Origin of the sequence: Janthinobacterium tructae (genome assembly GCF_006517255.1) — a bacterium.
GTDB lineage: Bacteria > Pseudomonadota > Gammaproteobacteria > Burkholderiales > Burkholderiaceae_D > Janthinobacterium > Janthinobacterium tructae.
On sequence record NZ_CP041185.1, the window covers coordinates 43,811 to 61,672 of the forward strand.

Annotated in this window: 17 protein-coding genes; 13 read left to right on the top strand and 4 right to left on the bottom strand. The window is 62.4% G+C overall.

The genetic code is table 11. The features are described 5' to 3' along the window. Positions 1-20 precede the first annotated feature (20 nt). The 12 genes from FJQ89_RS00210 (at position 21) to FJQ89_RS00265 (ending at position 14,613) form a co-directional block, all read left to right on the top strand. The gene (locus FJQ89_RS00210) at positions 21-1,403 is read left to right on the top strand and encodes a PIN domain-containing protein (RefSeq protein WP_141168563.1); all 1,383 of its coding nucleotides are present in this window, start codon (positions 21-23) and stop codon (positions 1,401-1,403) included. Positions 1,404-2,370: 967 nt separating this feature from the next. Continuing rightward, positions 2,371-4,416: a multicopper oxidase family protein gene (locus tag FJQ89_RS00215; RefSeq protein WP_168208311.1), complete on the top strand. Its 2,046-nt coding sequence runs from the start codon at positions 2,371-2,373 to the stop codon at positions 4,414-4,416. 67 nt (positions 4,417-4,483) lie between these two features. Then, complete coding sequence (locus FJQ89_RS00220) at positions 4,484-6,190, top strand: tyrosinase family protein (protein ID WP_168208312.1); 1,707 nt, start codon at positions 4,484-4,486, stop codon at positions 6,188-6,190. Continuing rightward, complete coding sequence (locus FJQ89_RS00225; RefSeq protein ID WP_141168566.1) at positions 6,187-6,549, top strand: hypothetical protein; 363 nt, start codon at positions 6,187-6,189, stop codon at positions 6,547-6,549. Before FJQ89_RS00220 ends, FJQ89_RS00225 begins: the two co-directional genes overlap by 4 nt. Before the next feature lie 48 nt (positions 6,550-6,597). Next, positions 6,598-8,772, top strand: a complete 2,175-nt coding sequence (locus tag FJQ89_RS00230; protein ID WP_141168567.1) for a LodA/GoxA family CTQ-dependent oxidase — start codon at positions 6,598-6,600, stop codon at positions 8,770-8,772. Further along, on the top strand, positions 8,772-9,941 hold the full coding sequence (locus tag FJQ89_RS00235) for an FAD-dependent oxidoreductase (protein WP_141168568.1): 1,170 nt from the start codon (positions 8,772-8,774) through the stop codon (positions 9,939-9,941). Before FJQ89_RS00230 ends, FJQ89_RS00235 begins: the two co-directional genes overlap by 1 nt. 405 nt (positions 9,942-10,346) lie before the next feature. After that, positions 10,347-10,886: a DUF2325 domain-containing protein gene (locus FJQ89_RS00240; protein WP_243136604.1), complete on the top strand. Its 540-nt coding sequence runs from the start codon at positions 10,347-10,349 to the stop codon at positions 10,884-10,886. A 70-nt stretch (positions 10,887-10,956) separates the two neighbouring features. After that, complete coding sequence (locus tag FJQ89_RS00245) at positions 10,957-11,787, top strand: TlpA disulfide reductase family protein (RefSeq protein WP_141168569.1); 831 nt, start codon at positions 10,957-10,959, stop codon at positions 11,785-11,787. 37 nt (positions 11,788-11,824) lie between these two features. Further along, positions 11,825-12,100 carry a metal/formaldehyde-sensitive transcriptional repressor gene (locus tag FJQ89_RS00250; protein WP_099759807.1) on the top strand — a complete coding sequence of 92 codons (276 nt, stop codon included), beginning with the start codon at positions 11,825-11,827 and terminating at the stop codon, positions 12,098-12,100. 18 nt (positions 12,101-12,118) lie between these two features. Continuing rightward, positions 12,119-13,087 (top strand): CDF family Co(II)/Ni(II) efflux transporter DmeF, encoded by a 969-nt coding sequence (gene dmeF, locus FJQ89_RS00255; protein ID WP_141168570.1) that lies wholly within the window; start codon positions 12,119-12,121, stop codon positions 13,085-13,087. Positions 13,088-13,178: 91 nt separating this feature from the next. Further along, positions 13,179-13,520: a zinc ribbon domain-containing protein YjdM gene (locus tag FJQ89_RS00260; protein ID WP_096234803.1), complete on the top strand. Its 342-nt coding sequence runs from the start codon at positions 13,179-13,181 to the stop codon at positions 13,518-13,520. Positions 13,521-13,584: 64 nt separating this feature from the next. Next, complete coding sequence (locus FJQ89_RS00265; protein WP_141168571.1) at positions 13,585-14,613, top strand: RNA methyltransferase; 1,029 nt, start codon at positions 13,585-13,587, stop codon at positions 14,611-14,613. Positions 14,614-14,718: 105 nt separating this feature from the next. Here FJQ89_RS00265 and FJQ89_RS00270 read toward each other — a convergent pair whose 3' ends face one another. Together FJQ89_RS00270 and FJQ89_RS00275 are read right to left on the bottom strand one after the other, a co-directional pair. Then, positions 14,719-15,123, bottom strand: coding sequence for a hypothetical protein (locus FJQ89_RS00270; RefSeq protein WP_116743927.1), 405 nt, complete (start codon positions 15,121-15,123; stop codon positions 14,719-14,721). Positions 15,124-15,196: 73 nt separating this feature from the next. Further along, positions 15,197-15,424, bottom strand: a complete 228-nt coding sequence (locus FJQ89_RS00275) for a hypothetical protein (RefSeq protein WP_071078121.1) — start codon at positions 15,422-15,424, stop codon at positions 15,197-15,199. A 127-nt stretch (positions 15,425-15,551) separates the two neighbouring features. Here FJQ89_RS00275 and FJQ89_RS00280 point away from each other — a divergent pair, with 127 nt between their 5' ends. Continuing rightward, positions 15,552-16,229 (top strand): phosphoribosylanthranilate isomerase, encoded by a 678-nt coding sequence (locus tag FJQ89_RS00280; RefSeq protein ID WP_141168572.1) that lies wholly within the window; start codon positions 15,552-15,554, stop codon positions 16,227-16,229. Here FJQ89_RS00280 and FJQ89_RS00285 read toward each other — a convergent pair. Continuing rightward, a complete protein-coding gene (locus FJQ89_RS00285; RefSeq protein ID WP_141168573.1) occupies positions 16,226-17,134 on the bottom strand; it encodes a LysR family transcriptional regulator in 909 nt (302 codons plus the stop codon). The genes FJQ89_RS00280 and FJQ89_RS00285 overlap by 4 nt on opposite strands. 198 nt (positions 17,135-17,332) lie before the next feature. Continuing rightward, positions 17,333-17,860 (bottom strand): 4'-phosphopantetheinyl transferase family protein, encoded by a 528-nt coding sequence (locus FJQ89_RS00290; RefSeq protein WP_141168574.1) that lies wholly within the window; start codon positions 17,858-17,860, stop codon positions 17,333-17,335. Positions 17,861-17,862: the final 2 nt, after the last annotated feature.

Below are 17,862 nucleotides of genomic sequence, written 5' to 3' on the forward strand. Positions count from 1 at the left end.
CGATTTTTTAGAAAGATAAGATGAACATCGAATGGGGAAAATACGCAGTCATTGCTTTTATTGACTCAAATGTGGCACTTGAGTGTTTGGCGCTTGAACAACTGCCTTGGCGCGAAATTGAGGGTGCAGGGAGCGTTCTTATTCTTGTTACGCCAACAGTCATGCAAGAGGTCGATTCAAAGAAGAACCATGCTCGATTGGGGGATCACGCCAGGCGTTTCAATCGAACTCTTAGACCGCTATTGACTGGGAACGAAACCGTAGTCGTCCGTTCCTCGCCAGCGCCAGTCGTTGAGGTTGCGCTTGCTGATTGTGGTGTAACAGATTGGAACAGCTACCCAGATTTCGACCGCGAAGAAGCTGATGCCAGGGTTGTAGTGCAAGCACACTGCGCACGCGGCCCAGATATTGATAAATGTATTCTCATTAGTCATGACATTCGACCGTTATATCTTGCGCGGCAACTCGGCTTAAAAGTGTATCAAATCGGAGACAACTGGCTTCGACCGAAAGAAGTTTCAGAGTCCGAGAAAAAGGCCGGTAACCTGCAACGTGAACTCAACTCGCTTAAGAGCCGGGAGCCAAAGTTGGAAGTCCTGTTTGAAGCGTCGGCATATTCAGTTGACACGTATCGAATAACGAGTCTTTCAAGTGTAGAGCGCAAGGAGATTGAGCAGACGATTGTTGGGTTGAATCCTATCCCAATGCAAGAACGATCTGGTCCACTCTCATTCAGTCCCTTCGATTATGACAGCTCGCTAGATGGACGCTATTCTCAATGGGAGAAAGAAGTCATTCCCAACTTCATGCAGGAGTATGAGCGCAAGTTGGAGTTGAATTTTGGACAGGTCGAGGTACGCTTTCGAATCAATAATGTTGGTCAAGTTCCTGCTGAAGCATTGTTGATAAGGCTTACAGCAAGCGGTGGCTGGTTGAATGAGCGTTACGTGCTAGCAAGTCCTTGTGGACCTCATGCGCCGAAACCACGATTTAATCACTTTGATCCAATGCATGGACTAAGTTCAAAGGCGTGGATGCAACGGCAACCTGGAACTCATGAGTTCATCGTTATTGAACCGCCCGACCGTACGACCCAAGTTCAGATATCATGCCAGGACTTTCGCCACGGTTTTGAACACGAATATACGTTAATTGGCTGGGTCGATCCGCACGCTGACGGACTATCGATCAGGGTAGTTGTTACTGCGTCGAATCTTCATGGTGATGTGTGCGGGGAGATTCTGGTTCGTCCATGCGTGACGGACATAACCGCTTCGGACCTCGTGGAGCTTGACTCTATGAAGTTCCGCCAGCCTCCTCCAGTTGTTGAGCTATTGAAAGCGGCTGGGGAGGTTAAAGATCACTCTGCATTTGAGCTTGATGGTTCTGATTGGGATAAGTAAGATATTATGGTATTTTTCATGGCACTTTGCTTGCTCAATAGTATAAATAATTATTTTAAATAAATTATTGTTGAAAAATTAAGTAAAATAGAAATTATTTAATTCCAACTTTGTTGAGGTTGCGCCGATGTTCAAATTTGTGAGATTTTCGGAGCCGTCTAGCCCTGCTAAGAAACATGAATAGTCGATATCTGAGAGGGAAGTGCCGAGCGTTTTTAAAATGGATCTATTATTATGGTTTTTTTCATCTTCTTATGCTTTGGATACTTTCGGTAAAGCTTTAGGCAATGGAATATGACGTCAGATCGTTTCAGCGCAAAAAAGATACCGGTACTTACTTATTTTATCCTGCGCATTCGTAGGCTATTTTGATATGTTGTTGCTTTTTTTGTAATTTTAAACTTGCATTGCAAAGATCGGGCAGTCATTAGGCGGCGGACTTGATGCTGATGAAATATTTTCCAAATCGTCGAAGCGTTCTCACTTGCCATTGCTTAAGCGACCTCTGAATCCAGTAATTGTAGGGGGGTAGGCAGGGGGGTAGCGCCGACGCATGCGTCGTTTTTCATAGGCATGTTCTACGGACACCGTCTCCGCCAGTATTTTTAAAAACCCGCTTCGGCGGGTTTTTTCATTTCCGCCTTACGGAGACGAGCAAAGCGCCTGCGCGCTTTGCGTGTGGGATTCGAAGCCTTGCGCGTACTCGCGCAAGGCGCTCCGAATCGCCCAACCACCGCGCTACGCGCGGCACGCTGGCCGCAGCGCGGCCAACGCCGTCCCCTCACCTCAGGCACTAGCAGCCAGCTCCGCCGCCGGCCCCCACCCGCAAGCCGCAAATCTCAAAATACAACAAGTGACTTAGTGTGAGTATTGACTCTTTGTCATTATGGATAATAGCAATGTTACCAATAATAAAATACGCATGCCCAGCCATGCTTCCATTGCCGAGTCCAATCAAGGAGTTGTCATGTCCTCTCGTCTTCCCCGCAGGCACGCATTGCTGTGCCTGGCCGCCATGCCGTTTGCCTGCAGTACCGCCTTCGCTGCGGAAAGCAACGTCAATCTGAATCTCGACCTGAATCTGAAGGCCGTGCCCAACGTCGAACTGCGGCTGCTGCAGGAGCCGCCGAAACTGAAGGCGCGCGCCAGGCCCGCCAACCGCGCGGCGAGCAGGCGCGACGAGTTTGAAAAGTCGTATGACATGTACATCCGCTATGCCAACGGCAGCATTTACAACCCGACCACGGCCAGGCATGACAAGGTGCGCCTGCGCTCCTACCAGCAGACGGACGGCCTGGCGCTCGATGGTCGCGACGAGCATGCCGCCACCTTCATGGCGCCCACCGTGGTGATGGCGCCGGGGCAGACCGTGCGTTTCAAGTTGCATAATCGCTTGAAGCCGCTGCCTGCCGAGCAGTGCGCGACCACCGATATCAATGCGGCGCGCCCGCGCGGCTGCTTCAACGACACCAATCTGCATTCGCACGGCCTGTGGGTGTCGCCTTCGGGCAATAGCGACAATGTGCTGATATCGATCAAGCCTGGCGTCGATTTCGAGTATGAATACAATATTCCCATCGACCATCCGGCCGGCACGTTCTGGTATCACCCGCACCAGCATGGCGCGACGGCGATGCAGGTCGCCAGCGGCATGGCCGGGGCGCTGGTGGTCGAAGGCGAGCGTTATCCGACGGCCACGGCGAATGGCGACCTCGACGTCGTGCTGAAACAATTCCAGCCCGATGATGGCAGCGGCAGTGCTGGCGAAGTGATGCTGCTGCAGCAAATTCCCTATGACTGCCCCAGCAACAGCCTGACGCCGGCCAAGCCGTGCGACAAGGATGCGGTGGGCGTGCTCGAGGATTTCGATCAGGTCGAAGATCCGAATGCCTGGCTGAAGTCGGGCCGCTATACCTCGGTCAACGGCAAGGTGCAGCCGGTGCTGAAGATGAAGACGCAGCGCCTGTACCGCTGGCGCCTGATCGACACGGGTTTCCAGGCAACCGTGGTGCTGCGCATCCGCCGCGCGAATGATCCGCAAAAGCTGTTCCAGGCGCTCAGCGTGGCCAACCAGGACAAGGACGTGATGGCGTTGTGCGATGGCGAGGACGTCACGCAGTTCGAGGTGGCCAGCGACGGCTTGACGCACGACCGGATCATCCCGAAGACGCTCAATTACCTGCAACCGGGCTACCGTAGCGATATCCTGTTTTCGCTGCCGAAAGCGGGCGCCTATTGCGTGTATGCGGAAACCAACGTCAACAACATGACGACCATGCATGACGTCAACAACACGCGCCTGATCGGCGTGATCGCCGCCAAGACCAACGCCAAGGCATCGGCCCGCGCCAGGGCGGGCGAGTCGCCGCGCGACTTCCTGCTGACCGAGTTGCGCAATGCCGTCAAGAGCCTGCCCGGCGCCCAGTTGCCCGATAGCGTGAAGAGCACCATCCTTGGCGACCTGGACGATGGCCTCAAGCTCGGCAAGTTCGTCCCGCATGCCAGTTTCAGCGAGGCGGCCAAGGACGCGATGCGCGGCAAGACGAAAGGGTATGCGACCTTCAATATTGCCACGGTGGACGGCAAGACCCGTTTCATGGTGGAAGGCAAGCCGGAAGATTCACCGACACCCGAGATGAAGTACGTGTATGACCCGCACCGCGTGGACCACACGCTGGTGCTGGGCACCGAGCAGATTTGGGAGCTCGCTTCGAAGAATGGCAACCATCCCTTCCATATCCACGTCAATCCCTTCCAGATCATCGGCATCACCCGCACCGACGGCGGCACGGTCGATGCGCAATACAAGGATCTGATCGGCACGTGGAAAGACACCTTGCTGGTGATGAAGGGTCACAAGATCGAGATTGCCACGCGTTATCAGCGCTACATCGGCGAATACGTGCTGCATTGCCACATCCTCGAGCATGAAGACCAGGGCATGATGCAAAACGTCAAGGTGGTGCTGCCGGATGGCAAGGGCGGTGGCGACTTGGGCGGACACGGCCACTGATCGTTCCTGGCGCAGGCGCGCCTGCCGCGCTTGCGCCCCTCCTAACCTGTCTCTGGAGCATCTGCCCATGTTACGCATGAAAACCTTGACCTTTTCCCTGCTGGCTGGCCTGGCGTGCGCCGGCGTCCAGGCTGGCGCCGACACGGGCGCGCTGGCTGTCGCCCGTTGCAGCCCTGCCTTGCCGGCGCAGGCGGAGCAGGGCGGCGCGCGCATCGTGCGCTACCGCAAGAACATCGATGAGCTCACTCCTGCCGAGCTTGATGCATTCAAGCATGCGGTGGGCGAGATGAAGCGCAAGAGCCAGGAAAACGTGTATGACCGGCGCGGCTTTTTGTGGCAAGCCTGGGTGCACAACTGTCCGTCTGTCGATGTGTTCAATGACCGCCAGGCGTCCTTGCCTGGCGAGGGCTTGAAGTGGCTGCTGAGCGACCCGTCGCGCAATAGCTGCGATGTCGCCTATTTCCTCGACCAGCCGCCCACGCAGGAAAATTCTCATCTGGAATTCCCGGGCGAGTGCGAACACCAGAAAAATACCTTTCTGCAATGGCACCGGGCGCAGCTGTATTTCTATGAGCAAGCCTTGCAGGCCGCCGACCCGAACGGCGAGCGGGGCCCCAGCACGCGCAATGTCGCGCTGCCGTACTGGAATTTCACCCGCAAGCCCAGCGGCGTGCGCTATCCGAAAGCCTTCGAGGACGTCGATTCGCCGCTGTATGATTCGACCCGCATCAAGGGCAGCCTCGACAGTTCCATGGCCACTGCCTCGCCGAACTTGCTGGGCTACCAGATCTATTACATGGACTGGAACGAGTTCGGCGGCGACGAGTATGGCAGCGGCGGTGGCGGCAACCTGGAAACGCGCATCCACAATCACATGCACGCCTTTTACATGGGCGGCAACATGGGCGACAACATCACGGCAGGGCTGGACCCGCTGTTTTACGCCTTCCATAATTTTCTCGACTACAGCTTTGAAAAATGGCTGGACGAGCATGGCGACAGCGGCATCCGGGGCAGCAGCCGCAGCACCTTCCTGCGCAGCGAACAGGATGCCGGCCTGGCCAGGCCCGTCGGCTGGAATGCGGGCGACGGCGATCCCCAGCGCAGCGATTCGGGCAGCTATACGGCGAACATGGGGCAGGCCGGGATTTACTTCGACACCATCAAGCAAGGGTATGGCTTCCAGCCCACCTACGGCGGCGAGTTCGTGCGGAAAAAGGACTTGCAAGTGCTGATCGACCAGCGTCAGCAAGCCGGTTTCGCCTTTGGCGACAACCAGAAAAGCCTGTTCGCCGCCCTGTTGAGCGATGAGGCCAGCGATGGCACGGTGGCCCGGCCCGACATCGTCCTGAGCGGCAGCTATACCATCGCCAGGGCGCCGGTCGCCAGGGACAAGCGCGCCAACCTGCACCTGGATCGCGCCCATGCCATGGAAGACTACAGTTTCCAGGCCGATGTGTATATGCACCCTGCGAACGTGGCCGTGCGGCTCGGCGACAAGCAGTTTCGCGACCGTTACCTGATCACCAGCACCAGCCACTGGGCCTTGTCCGGCACGCATGCGCACGCGGCTTACGCCATCGACGTCGATATCACCGGCATCGTTGACAGCCTGGTGCCCAAGAAGCGCGGCCAGACCTGGCGCATCACGACGGCCATTACCACCAATGACAAGGGGCGCGGCCTGATGCGGCAAAGCGATTTCTCCAAACCGTCGGTCGCCATCGTCGATCGCCGACAGCCTCCCCAGCCCAGCTATGAAGGAGTGAAATGATGAGCACGCCAAAAAGCTTCAAGCGCGATGTGCAAGGCCTGTTTTTCAAATATGTCGCCGATATGAACAAGGTCAAGCTGAACAACCCCTCGTCCTCGGGCGTGCGCCTGCTGCGCCTGAACGAGTATGCGAGCGTGAAGGATTTTTACTACCAGATCCAGGTCGCCCTGCATGGCTACGACTATGACGGCGCGAGCGGGACGTGGCGGGTGAGCGCCGAGCACCGCCTGCCGCAACGGGGCGGCAAGGCGGGCGAGTATGTGCAGTCCGCGCCCCATCCCATGCCGCCCGACGGACCGATGCCGCAGGAAGGCATCGACATTTTCGACGAATGGGTCCGGGACGGCATGCAGCCGTAGTTTCGCGTGCCTGGCGGCACAGACATCTTCGATTACCAGGAGTTCAGCATGGCATACACCGCGTTAAGAATCCATCCGGCCATCGGCATCGCCCGCGTCGGCAACAGCGAAGAATATTATCTCGGCCCGGAAAGCATGGCGGGCATGGAGTTGCCGGGCAAGACCTGCACGGGAGGCTTGCCGATCCGGCCGGGCACGGAAGACACCACGATCCTCAGCACCGAACTGCGCGACGGCAGCGGAAAACTCAAGCGGCAGGCGGCCCGTTTCCGGATTTTTCAATATGCCTTCGATGATGCGGCGGGCACTGAAACGTACCCGCTCGGCAAGCAGGGCACACCGGTCGAAGTGGCCATCGGCAGCATGGTCGATGGCCAGCGCGTCCAGGACATCGTGTGGACCGTGCACCTGGCCAACAAGAAGGCGAATAGCTGGCTGGGCGGCGACGGCATTGCGCCCTTTGAACATGGCTGCGAGCCGGACCTGCGCAACAAGAACTTCATCGGCGACGAGCTGCAGCGCCGCGCACTGCTGGTCATCGACGCGGGGCCGCGCACGGTACTGGCATCGCGCCAGGCGCTGGTGCAGTGTGACGCCGCCACCGAGCCGTCCTGCGTGGATGCCGACAGCGGCGCCGTATGCGCCTTGCCCGACTATCCCGTGTCGTTTCCCCTCGGCGGGCCGCCTGGCGCGGATGGCCATGGCCCTGGCGCCATCACGGGCGGCATCATAGCGTCCCTGGGCGCCATCACGACGGAAAACAATGGCCGCCTGCTGGTGCTGGGCGGCTATGGCAAGGCGTGCGGCTTTGACGCGCAAGGCCATTATTCGGCCAGTGCCAGCCTGGGCGACAATGTCAACAACGATCACTGGTTCGACGACGTGGCCGATGGTCCCGTCACGGCCAGCCTGGTGTTCGCCGACGGCAGCAGTCGCGCCGTCGAGGGCAGCGCCTGGGTGATCTCCAGCGATCCGTCGTATGCGCCGCAAACGGCCAGCGTGGTGTCGTTGTGGGATGACCTGTATTGCACCTGGCTGGAAAAGATGGCGCTGCGTCCCGCCATTTATGCGCAGGGCAGCTATCAGGCCGGCTACCAGTGCGATTTCAGCACCGATGTGCAGCCTATCCTGCGCGCTGCCGCGCTGCAGAAGTGGACCACCAGCCTGCCGCCGCGCGCGATCAAGGAGCATGACCGGCTGGGCAAGATGGCGGCCGACGGCTTGCGCGGCTACCGCATCATGAACTTCATCCGCGATCCGGATCAGCCGGAGCTGCCGACGGCGACGCCGCAAATGCCCTTGTCGCTCGGTGACGCGGGCAGCGGCCTGCTGACGCTGACGCGCGCGCAGTATTTTTTCATGAAGCAGTGGGCGCACGAGCACTATGCGCCTGCCGGCAGTGATGCCGTGCCGGGCCCCGGCGAGGCGCTGGACCGCACGGTGCTGTTCAACTGCCTGGGCGGGCGTTACAGCCCCGGCATCGAAATGAGTTTTATCGTGCGCGACCCCGCCCTGTATCAGCAGGAGTGGCAGCGCCACGACAGCGGCGGACCGTTCCGCATCAACCGTGAGCGGCTCGATTACCGCAAGGCGCACAAGAGTGCGCCTTTTCTGACGGGCGGCTACACGCCGCTGCGCGGCGAGGCGGTGCAGCCGGGCGACCTGTCCAAGTTCATGGCCCTGCCGTGGCATACGGATTACAACTCGTGCGCCACGCATTTGCCGGAAGCGCCGCCCGAGCGCCAGCTGCTGAATAATCAGGATGCGATCGACGCGGCCACGGCGACCCCTGGCAATGGCATCAATACCTTGCTGTACTCGTCCTGGCCGGCGCAGCGGCCCGTGGCCGTCTACACCTACGATGACGTGGTGGCCAGCGGCACGGACTTGCCGACGCCGCGTTTTTCCGTGCGGGGCAAGGGTACGCGGGCCGATGACGTGCCGTCGACCACGCCCGCCGATGCGGAAATCGACCGGCCGGCCATGCATGTGGGGCGCTATCAGGATCGCGCACAGTTCCTGCTGAACTGGCAGCGTATCGGGGTGGTGGTACAAAGCACGGCCATCCCGCAGGCGCAGGGGAACAAGAACATCTGCCACGATTACTACCTGGAAGTCGAGAGCCTGTTCGACAGCGATGAAAGCAATCTGGTCGAGTATTGGCGCAATACGGCCATCGACAAGGTGTACCGGCCGAAGCCGCAGCCGAAACCGAAACGCTGATGCCGGCGCTTGCAGACGGTCCCGGCGCACCAGCGCCATCGCGGCAGCGCTACCGGGTCGCCATCATCGGCGGCGGCCCGGCCGGCTGCGCCTGTGCGCTGGCGCTGGCCCGGCATGGCGTGCACGACGTGCTCGTCATCGAGGCGGGCGACTACACGCCGTTTCGCATCGGCGAGAGCATTCCTCCCGAAGCCAACCGCCTGTTCCAGGCGCTGGGCATTGCGCAGGAGTTCTTCGCCGAGGCGCACGCGCCTTGCCATGGCAGCTGTTCCTGGTGGGGCAGCGACAAGCGCGGCTACAACGACGCGCTGATGCATCCGCTGGGCCATGGCTGGCATCTGGAGCGCGCCAGGTTCAATCGCTTCCTGGCGCGGCAGGTGCGCTTGCGCGGGACGGAGGTGCTTGAGCGCGCCAGCCTGGCCGCGTCGGCCCCGGCACAAGGCGGCGGCTTTGCCCTGGAATTGAGGCTGGGCGATCCTGCGCATCCGCACCCGGCCCGCATTCATGCCGATCTGGTAGTCGACGCCAGCGGCACGCGCGCTGTCTTCGCGCGCCAGCGCGGCAGCCGCAAGGTCGAAACGCTGCCGCTGGTATGTCTGGCCATGCGCTTCGCCGCGCCAGATGGCACCCGCTCCGGCCTCACGCACCTGGAAGCGGTCGAACATGGCTGGTGGTACGGCGCCCATCTGCCCGACGCCACCTTGCTGCTGGCGTTCTACACTGATGCTGCCACCGTCAAGGCGCGGCGCTTGCAGCAGTCATGTCACTGGCTGGCATGGCTGGCGGCCACGCCCAATACGGCCGCGCTGGCCCGCGGCGCGGTGCCGCTGGCCGGCGGCGTGCAGAGTTTCCCCGCGCCGTCCTACTGCCTCGACCATCTGCATGGCGACGGCTGGCTGGCCATCGGCGACGCCGCTTCGGCCTTCGATCCCGTCACCTCGCAAGGCATCGTCAAGGCGCTCGCCAATGGCATGGCGGCCGCTGGCGCCATTGCCGGCCATGCGACCCTGGGCGCGGTGGCGCACACGGTGGCGCTGCGCCATGCGCAGTACCTGGCGCAGCGCCAGCAGTATTACGGCTGGGAGCAGCGCTGGCCCGCTGCGCCGTTCTGGCGCCGGTTGCACGCGGGCGCGCAGGTGCCGGCGTCAATGCCGCCGCGAATATCTTGAGTGTATTGACGTAGGGCCGCTGGTGCGTCGAACACGCTGGGCATCTATCGCTGTGCCGACGGCTTGCGGCATGTGCGCGCAGTGCAGGATGACGTCTGGCAGCGCCTGCTGTCTTGCCCGCCGACTACGTGACGCTGGCGGCCACCGCATACCCCTGCTGCGCGCATGTGCATGCGCAAATAATAATGATTCTCATTTATAATGCGAGTAATGGGGGTAGCATGGGCTGGCGCCAGGGCGCCACGGGTGGTGAAGGAGGGCATGATGGGCAGTGTGTATGGCAACGAAGACGCGATCGCGCATGAGCATCGCGTGCTGATGGGCGAATATGGACGGGCGCAGGCCCGCTGTAGTGCGCAGCTGGCCGCGCAGGCGGCGCGCATCGCACAGCTGGAGTCGGAATTGATGCGCGCGCGGGCGCAGGTCGTACTCCGCGATACGCAGCTGGCACTGGCGCGCGACGCACTGGCCGATCTGGCGGCCAGCGTGCCGGGCTTGCCGACGCGCGCCCGGCTGGCGCGCAAGGTCGAGTGGCTCGGCGAGCGCGTGCAGGACCTGATGCGCGAGTTGCTGCGCCTGCAGTGGTTGCCCGCACCCGCCTTGCAGGCCGATGTGCGTGAAAAAGCCGTGCTGTATGTGGGCAGCTATTTGGCCCAGAATGCGGGCCAGGCTGCGGACGGCGCGCTGATGGCGCAGCAGGCCGTCGAGCAGGCAGGCGGGCGCTTCCTGCACCATGCGGGCGGCGACGATGGCGCCGACGACGTGGCGGCGCTGGAGGCGGGCCTGGTGGCGGCCGACCTGGTGATTTGCCAGACGGGATGCGTCAGCCACGATGCTTACTGGCGCGTGCATGACCATTGCAAGCGCACGGGCAAGCAGTGCGTGCTGGTGGACCAGCCGCAAGCCATGCATTTCGTGCGCAAGCAGGCACTGGCCGCTTCTTGACGCCGGATTAACGCACGCTTAATCCGCATGGACCACAATGGCCATCCATTCGACGTGATAGAGAGCGCCCATGCTGTCCCTGCAAATCGGCCCCCTGGCTTTGCCCACGGGCCTGGTCCTGCTGTTCCTTTCCCTGTGCGTCGCCTACGGCGTGGCGTGGTGGCTGCGGCGCTACCGCCAGCTGCCCGACGCTGGCCCCCTCGTTTCCGACCTGCTGATCGCCGGCCTGCTGGCGGCGCGCCTGGCGTTCGTGCTGCGCTGGTACGAACAATACTTCGCGGCTCCCTGGTCCATTTTGAATATCCGCGATGGCGGCTTCCTGGCGCCGGCCGGCATCGCTGCCGCGCTGGCCATCACCGCGTGGCGCTGCCGGCGTCCCGCCATGGCGGCCATGCGCCGGCCCCTGGCCATCAGCGTGGCGTCCGGCGCGCTGGCCTGGGGCGTCTTGAACGCAGGGATGGGGCTGGCGTATGAGCCGCCGACGGCCTTGCCGGCCGTGGCCCTGCAGACGCTGGCCGGCACGCCAGCGACCCTGGCGACGCTGGCCGGCGGCAAGCCGATGGTGGTCAACCTCTGGGCCAGCTGGTGCCCGCCATGCCGGCGCGAGATGCCCGTGCTGGCCGCCGCGCAGCAGGCGCGCGCCGATATCGTCTTCGTGTATGCGAACCAGCGCGAGGACGCGGCGGCGGCCAGTGCCTTCCTGGACAGCAGCGGCGTCACCTTGCGCAATGTGGTGCTCGACAGCGCGGCGGCGCTGGGCAAGGCGGCCGGTTCCTCGGCCCTGCCTACCACCCTGTTTTATGACGCACGCGGGCGCCTGGTCGATACCCACCTGGGTGAATTGTCCGATGCCTCGCTGGCCAGCAAGCTGCAAAAGATCGCGCCGCCCGGCTCTCTCTGATAGTATACCCCCCTATAGTATTTATTGGGGTGGAAGCATGGGACACACAACGCATGACAAGACCAGGTTGCTCAATCGCGTGAAGCGCATCCGCGGCCAGGTGGAAGGCCTGGAGCGGGGCCTGGAAGAGGGCCGCGACTGCGGCGAAGTGCTGCAGCTGATCGCCGCCGTGCGCGGCGCCGTGAATGGCCTGATGGCCGAAGTGATCGAAGAGCACCTGCGCGAGCACGTGGCCAGTCCCGATATCTCCGGCGAGGAGCGGGCCAGGGGCGCCGACGACATCGCGGGCATCCTGCGCACCTACCTCAAATAATCCATCGGAGAGACCAGCATGCAACCGCAACATATCGAGGAAGACCTCTCCGCCTGGCGGCACGAACACGTCTTCGGCGGAGCCAGCGACAGGGCGGAACGCCGCGCGCGCATCGTCATGTGGATCACCCTGGCCACCATGGCGCTGGAAATCGTCGCCGGCTGGTGGTACAACTCCATGGCCCTGCTGGCCGATGGCTGGCATATGAGTTCGCACGCGCTGGCCATCGGCCTGGCCGCCTTTGCGTATGCGGCGGCGCGCCGCTATGCGCGCGACCCCCGCTTCGCCTTCGGCACGTGGAAGATCGAGGTGCTGGCCGGCTACACCAGCGCCATCCTGCTGCTGGGCGTGGCCGTGCTGATGGTGGCCGCTTCCGTCGAGCGCCTGCTGTCGCCGCAGCCCATCCACTATCCGCAGGCCATGGCGGTGGCGGCTTTCGGTTTGCTGGTGAACCTGGTGTGCGCGCTGATCCTCGGCGGCCACCACGACCATGATCACCACCATGGCCACGAGCATCACGACCATCATGATCACCATGGCCACCACCATGGAGAAGACCTGAACATGAAGGCCGCCTACCTCCACGTGCTGGCCGACGCCGCCACGTCCGTGCTGGCCATCGTTGCGCTTGGCGGCGCGTGGGCTTACGGCTGGCGCTGGCTCGATCCCGTGATGGGCATCGTCGGTGCCGTGCTGGTGGCGCTGTGGGCGAAAAAGCTGATGCACGAGACGGGCAAGGTCTTGCTGGACCGCGAGATGGACCACCCCGTGGTGGATGAAATCCGCGAGGCAGTGGAGGTGGAAAGCGCAGGCGACACGCCGCGCATCGTCGACCTGCATGTGTGGCGAGTCGGCAAGCAGCTGTATTCGTGCGCCTTGTCCGTGGTCAGCCGCGACCCCACGCTGACAGGCGCCGAGCTGCGTGCGCGCATCGGCATCCACGAGGAAATTGTCCACAGCACCATCGAGATTGTTCGCCGCCCTTGATAATGATGGTGAAAAAAGCAAGCTGATGCGGGGCGTAGGCAGTATAATGTCGGCTTTTACAGCACGCGCTGTTCACCAGACAGAGAAGAAAATGAGCACATTACCCCCATGCCCGCAATGCAAATCCGAATTCACGTATGAAGACGGCAGCCAGTTGATCTGCCCTGAATGCGCGCATGAATGGTCGGCCACGGCTGGCGAGGCGGCGGAAGAGGGCGCCAAGGTGTACCGCGATTCGGCCGGCAATATCCTGCAGGACGGCGACACGGTCAGCGTCATCAAGGACTTGAAACTGAAGGGCGGCGGCGGTGTCGTCAAGATGGGTACCAAGGTCAAGAACATCCGCCTGGTCGACAGCGACCATGATATCGACTGCAAGATCGACGGCTTCGGTTCCATGAGCCTGAAGACGGAGTTCGTCAAGAAGGTGTAACGCTTTTACCTGTAACACGGCGCGCTGGCTTCATTCCTGCGCGCCGTTTTTTTATTCAGAATCCATGCAAATCGATCATCTCCGCCAGCGCCTGCGCGCCCTCGGCGCCAAGCCCCTGCACGAACAGCGCGTGCTGCGCGACTGGATCCAGGGGCAGCCGCACGACCAGGGCCGGCGCCGTGCCGAAGATTTTTTGCCGCTGCCCGTGCGCGAGGCCTTGCCCGCGCTCGACCTCGAATTGCAGGGCATGCTGAAACTGCTCAGCACCCATCCGGGCGCGGACGGTTCCGCGCGCCTGCTGGTGGGACTGCACGATGGCCAGACGGTGGAAAGCGTGCTGCTGCCGCGCGACGGCCTGTGCGTGTCCAGCCAGGTCGGCTGCGCCGTTGGCTGCCAGTTCTGCATGACGGGCCGCGACGGCTTGATCCGGCAAGTCACCAGTGGCGAAATCGTGGCGCAGGTAGTCCTGGCGCGCACCATGCGCCCCGTGAAAAAAGTCGTCTTCATGGGCATGGGCGAACCGGCGCATAACCTGAACAATGTGATGGAAGCGATCGAGCTGCTGGGCACCGAGGGCAATATCGGCCACAAGAACCTGGTGTTTTCCACGGTGGGCGACCCGCGCGCCTTCGAGCGCCTGCCGCAAGGGAGAGTCAAGCCGGCACTGGCGCTGTCGCTGCATACCACCAAGCCGGAGCTGCGCGAGCAGTTGCTGCCGCGCGCGCCCAGGCTGTCGCCGCGCGAACTGGTGGACTTTGGCGAGTCGTATGCGCGCCTGACCGGCTACCCGGTGCAGTATCAATGGACCCTGATGGAGGGCATCAACGATGGTGACGATGAAATGGACGGCATCGTGGCGCTCTTGCAGGGCAAGTACGCCGTGCTCAACATGATCCCGTATAACACCATCGATGACTTGCCGTTCAAGCGTCCCAGCTGGGAAAAGGCGCGCGCCATCGCCGCCGCCCTGCATGCGCGCGGCGTGCTGACCAAATTGCGCGATTCGGCCGGGCAGGACGTGGAGGGCGGCTGCGGGCAGTTAAGGGCGCGTGAAGCCAAGGGCAAGAAAGTGATCGAGATACACGCAGCGTAAAACCGGGGTCAGCGGCGTAGGTCGGATTAGCGGGAACCGCGTAATCCGACATTGCGAGGCCAACAATGGTGTCGGATTACGCTCCGCTAATCCGACCTACCCGGCTCACACCCCACCGAGCAAATCGTTTTCATTCAGGATCGCAAACGCGATCTCGGGGTGCGCGGCCAGGCAGCGCCGCACGGCGGCCGGGATGGCGGCGCGCGTCTTGCGGCACAGGCCCGGTTGCTCCAGCAGGCGGATCTGGAAGCCGCGCACGGTGCGCACTTCGCCGCCGCCCGGCGCGATCTGCAATTGCACGCCCAGGTTGCTCTTTAGTAGTAGTTGCAGCTTTTGCAACTGCGCATAGGTGGCGATGCCCTCGATGTGCGCCAGCAAACGCTTTTCTTCCGTCAGGTTCAGGCGCAGGATGGACAGATCCGCCTGCGCATCGTCGAGCAGGCGCTCGCGTTCGCAGTCGCACAGCTGCGGCGGACACTCTTTGCGGACTTCAAAATCGACGATGCGCATGCTGGTGTTCCAGTGACATTCCAATGGCGATGCCGGATGAATCCAGTATCATCCGCCACCTGGCGCCTGTCAATCAGCGCGGACTGACGATCAGGCGCCAGCGGATGGCACCTTGCTCGCTGCTGTGCTGATGGTGGTTTTGCGGTGGCATGATGTGGCCTTCCGTCGACACGATCTCGTGCGCGCAGCCGTCGCAGCGGTAGATGCCCGAGTACGGCACGGCTTCTCCGGGCGAGGTCAGTTCATCGAAACGCGGGTGCATCGAGCGGGCCACGTAGCTGGGGTTTTTGTAGTCGGCCATGGAATCGTCGGTAAGTGGAAAATGTCCCCATTCTGGCACACAATCGTGTACGGCCTTGACCGCGTGTCTTGGTGCGCGCGCGGCCCTGTGTTGTAATGTTGCTCATTCCATTTGAACACGCAAGGCCATGAGAACCCGCATCAAGATCTGCTGCATCGCTTCCATCGACGAAGCGCAACTGGCCATTGCCGCCGGCGCCGACGCGCTGGGCCTGGTGGCGGCCATGCCGTCCGGCCCCGGTCCGATTCCCGACGCGTGCATCGCGCAGATCGCCGCCTGGACGCCGCCACCCGTGGCCACGTTTCTGCTGACGTCCGAGACGACGGCGCAAGCCATCGCCGAACACGTGCGCGCCACGCAGCCATCGACCGTGCAGATCGTCGGGCATATCGACCCGCGTGAAGTCGAGGAACTGGCGCGCCTGCTGCCGCATGTGCGGCGCGTGCAGGTGATCCATGTGGAAGGGCCCGAGGCTTTGGCGCTGATTCCCGCCTACGCACCCCATGTGCATGCCTTTTTGCTCGATTCCGGTCGCCCTGGCGCGCCGGTCCCGGAGCTGGGAGGCACGGGCCGCACGCACGACTGGTCCGTCAGTGCGCGCTTCGTGCGCGCCAGTCCCCGTCCCGTATTCCTCGCCGGCGGCCTCGATGCCAACAACGTGATGGAGGCGCTGCGCCAGGTGCGGCCCTACGGCATCGACCTGTGCTCGCGCGTGCGCACCGATGGCAAGCTCGATGTCATGAAGCTGGCCCTGCTGATGGCGGCCGTGCGCGACGTGGATGCGGCGCTGTATGCGGAAGGTTAATCCGTCGTTGCCAATGCGTTCATCTCGCGCACAAACGCTTCCGTAAACGCGGCCACCATGCCGCTGGCCGCGCGCGGCGAGATCAGGCCGACGACGGAATGCGACTCCTCGTCGGGCAGCGCAATGAAACGCACGCCGGGCGGCGCCACCAGGCGCATGCTGTCGGGGACGATGGCGATGCCCATGTTGGCCTCGATCAGGTTCAGCTGCGAGGTCTTGCGCGACAGGGCGCGCGCCGCCTTCGGAAAGAAACCCTGCGCCAGGCACAGGCCCGCCACCAGGTAGCTGAGGCCGCCGCGGTCCTTGTGCGGGATCGAGACGAACGCCTCGTCGCGCAGGGCGGCGATCGTCGTGCGCTGCAGCGCGGCCAGCGGCGAGGCCGACGACACGGCCACTACCAGCTTTTCCGTAAACAGTTCGCGCACGACGATATTGGCATGCTTGCGCAGGGTGGGCAGGCGCACCAGGCCCAGGTCGGCGCGGCCTTCCTCGATGTCAGCCGCCTGATTTTCCGACGAGCCTTTCGACACGTCGAGCGTAACACCGGGAAACTGCGCCAGCAGGCGGTTCAGCACGGCGCCGATGGCGGGCGTGAGGGTGACGGAGCTCGAATGCAGCAGGCGGATGATGCCTTGCGCTCCTTGTCCCACGTGGCGCGTCTGGCGCACGGTTTCATCGATGTCTTCGAGGATGCGCTTGGCCCGTTCATAAAATATCTGTCCCGCGGGCGTCAGTTCGATATGGCGCGCGTCGCGCGTCAGCAGCAAGGCTTGTACTTCGGTTTCCAGCTCCTTGATCTGCCGGCTCAGGGCTGACTGCGCGATATACAGCTTTTCCGCCGCGCGCGAGTAGCTGCCCGCATCGACGACTTCGACAAAATAGCGGAACTGTCTGATGGAAATCAATCGTATGCCTTTTCGAGATCGCTGACTGCCTGATTTGATATTGGCCTTGCCCCGGCGTTCAGGCTACAGTGGATTGCTCTGCTGTCACTGCAAAGGAAAGACCATGCTGGAATTGATCGGGGTGCTGGGACTGCTCGTCAGTATTATCGCAAAACTGATTTTCGTCCAGATCGGCGCGGCGGGAAATGGCAAGGAAGATTAATAGGCGAGGCTTGCCACGTAGGGGGCTGGCAAGGGTAAAGCCTGCCAGCGGCAGGCTGGCGCGGCCCCGTTCCATTCGGCCAGTTGCAGGCCGCAGTACTTGAGCGCCGCCTCGCGCGCCGTCCACGCCTGCGCCAGCCGCCGCGGGCGCTGTGCATCGGGGCAGGCGGCCAGTTCCTCGGCCACCTGCGGCCCCAGGTAATCGCGCGCCAGATTCGCCCAGTCGGGAACGTCCTGCACGCGCATCACGTCGATGCCGACGGCGCCGTGCAGGTGGATGGCAGCCAGCGACATGCCTTCGTCATGGGTCAATGACAAACCTGCCACGCGACCGGCCAGCAGCAAACGGGGAGGAGCACCCGGCGTCGACTCCACCGAAATCGATTCGATATCCACCTTCAGCCACTGCGCCGCCGCTGTCCGCAAGGCGGCGCGGATGCGCTGGCGGGCCTCCAAGCGCGGCAGGACGGCGGCGACGCCGATCACCAGCATGCCTTCGCCCGACCACAGCACGGTGGCATCCATCA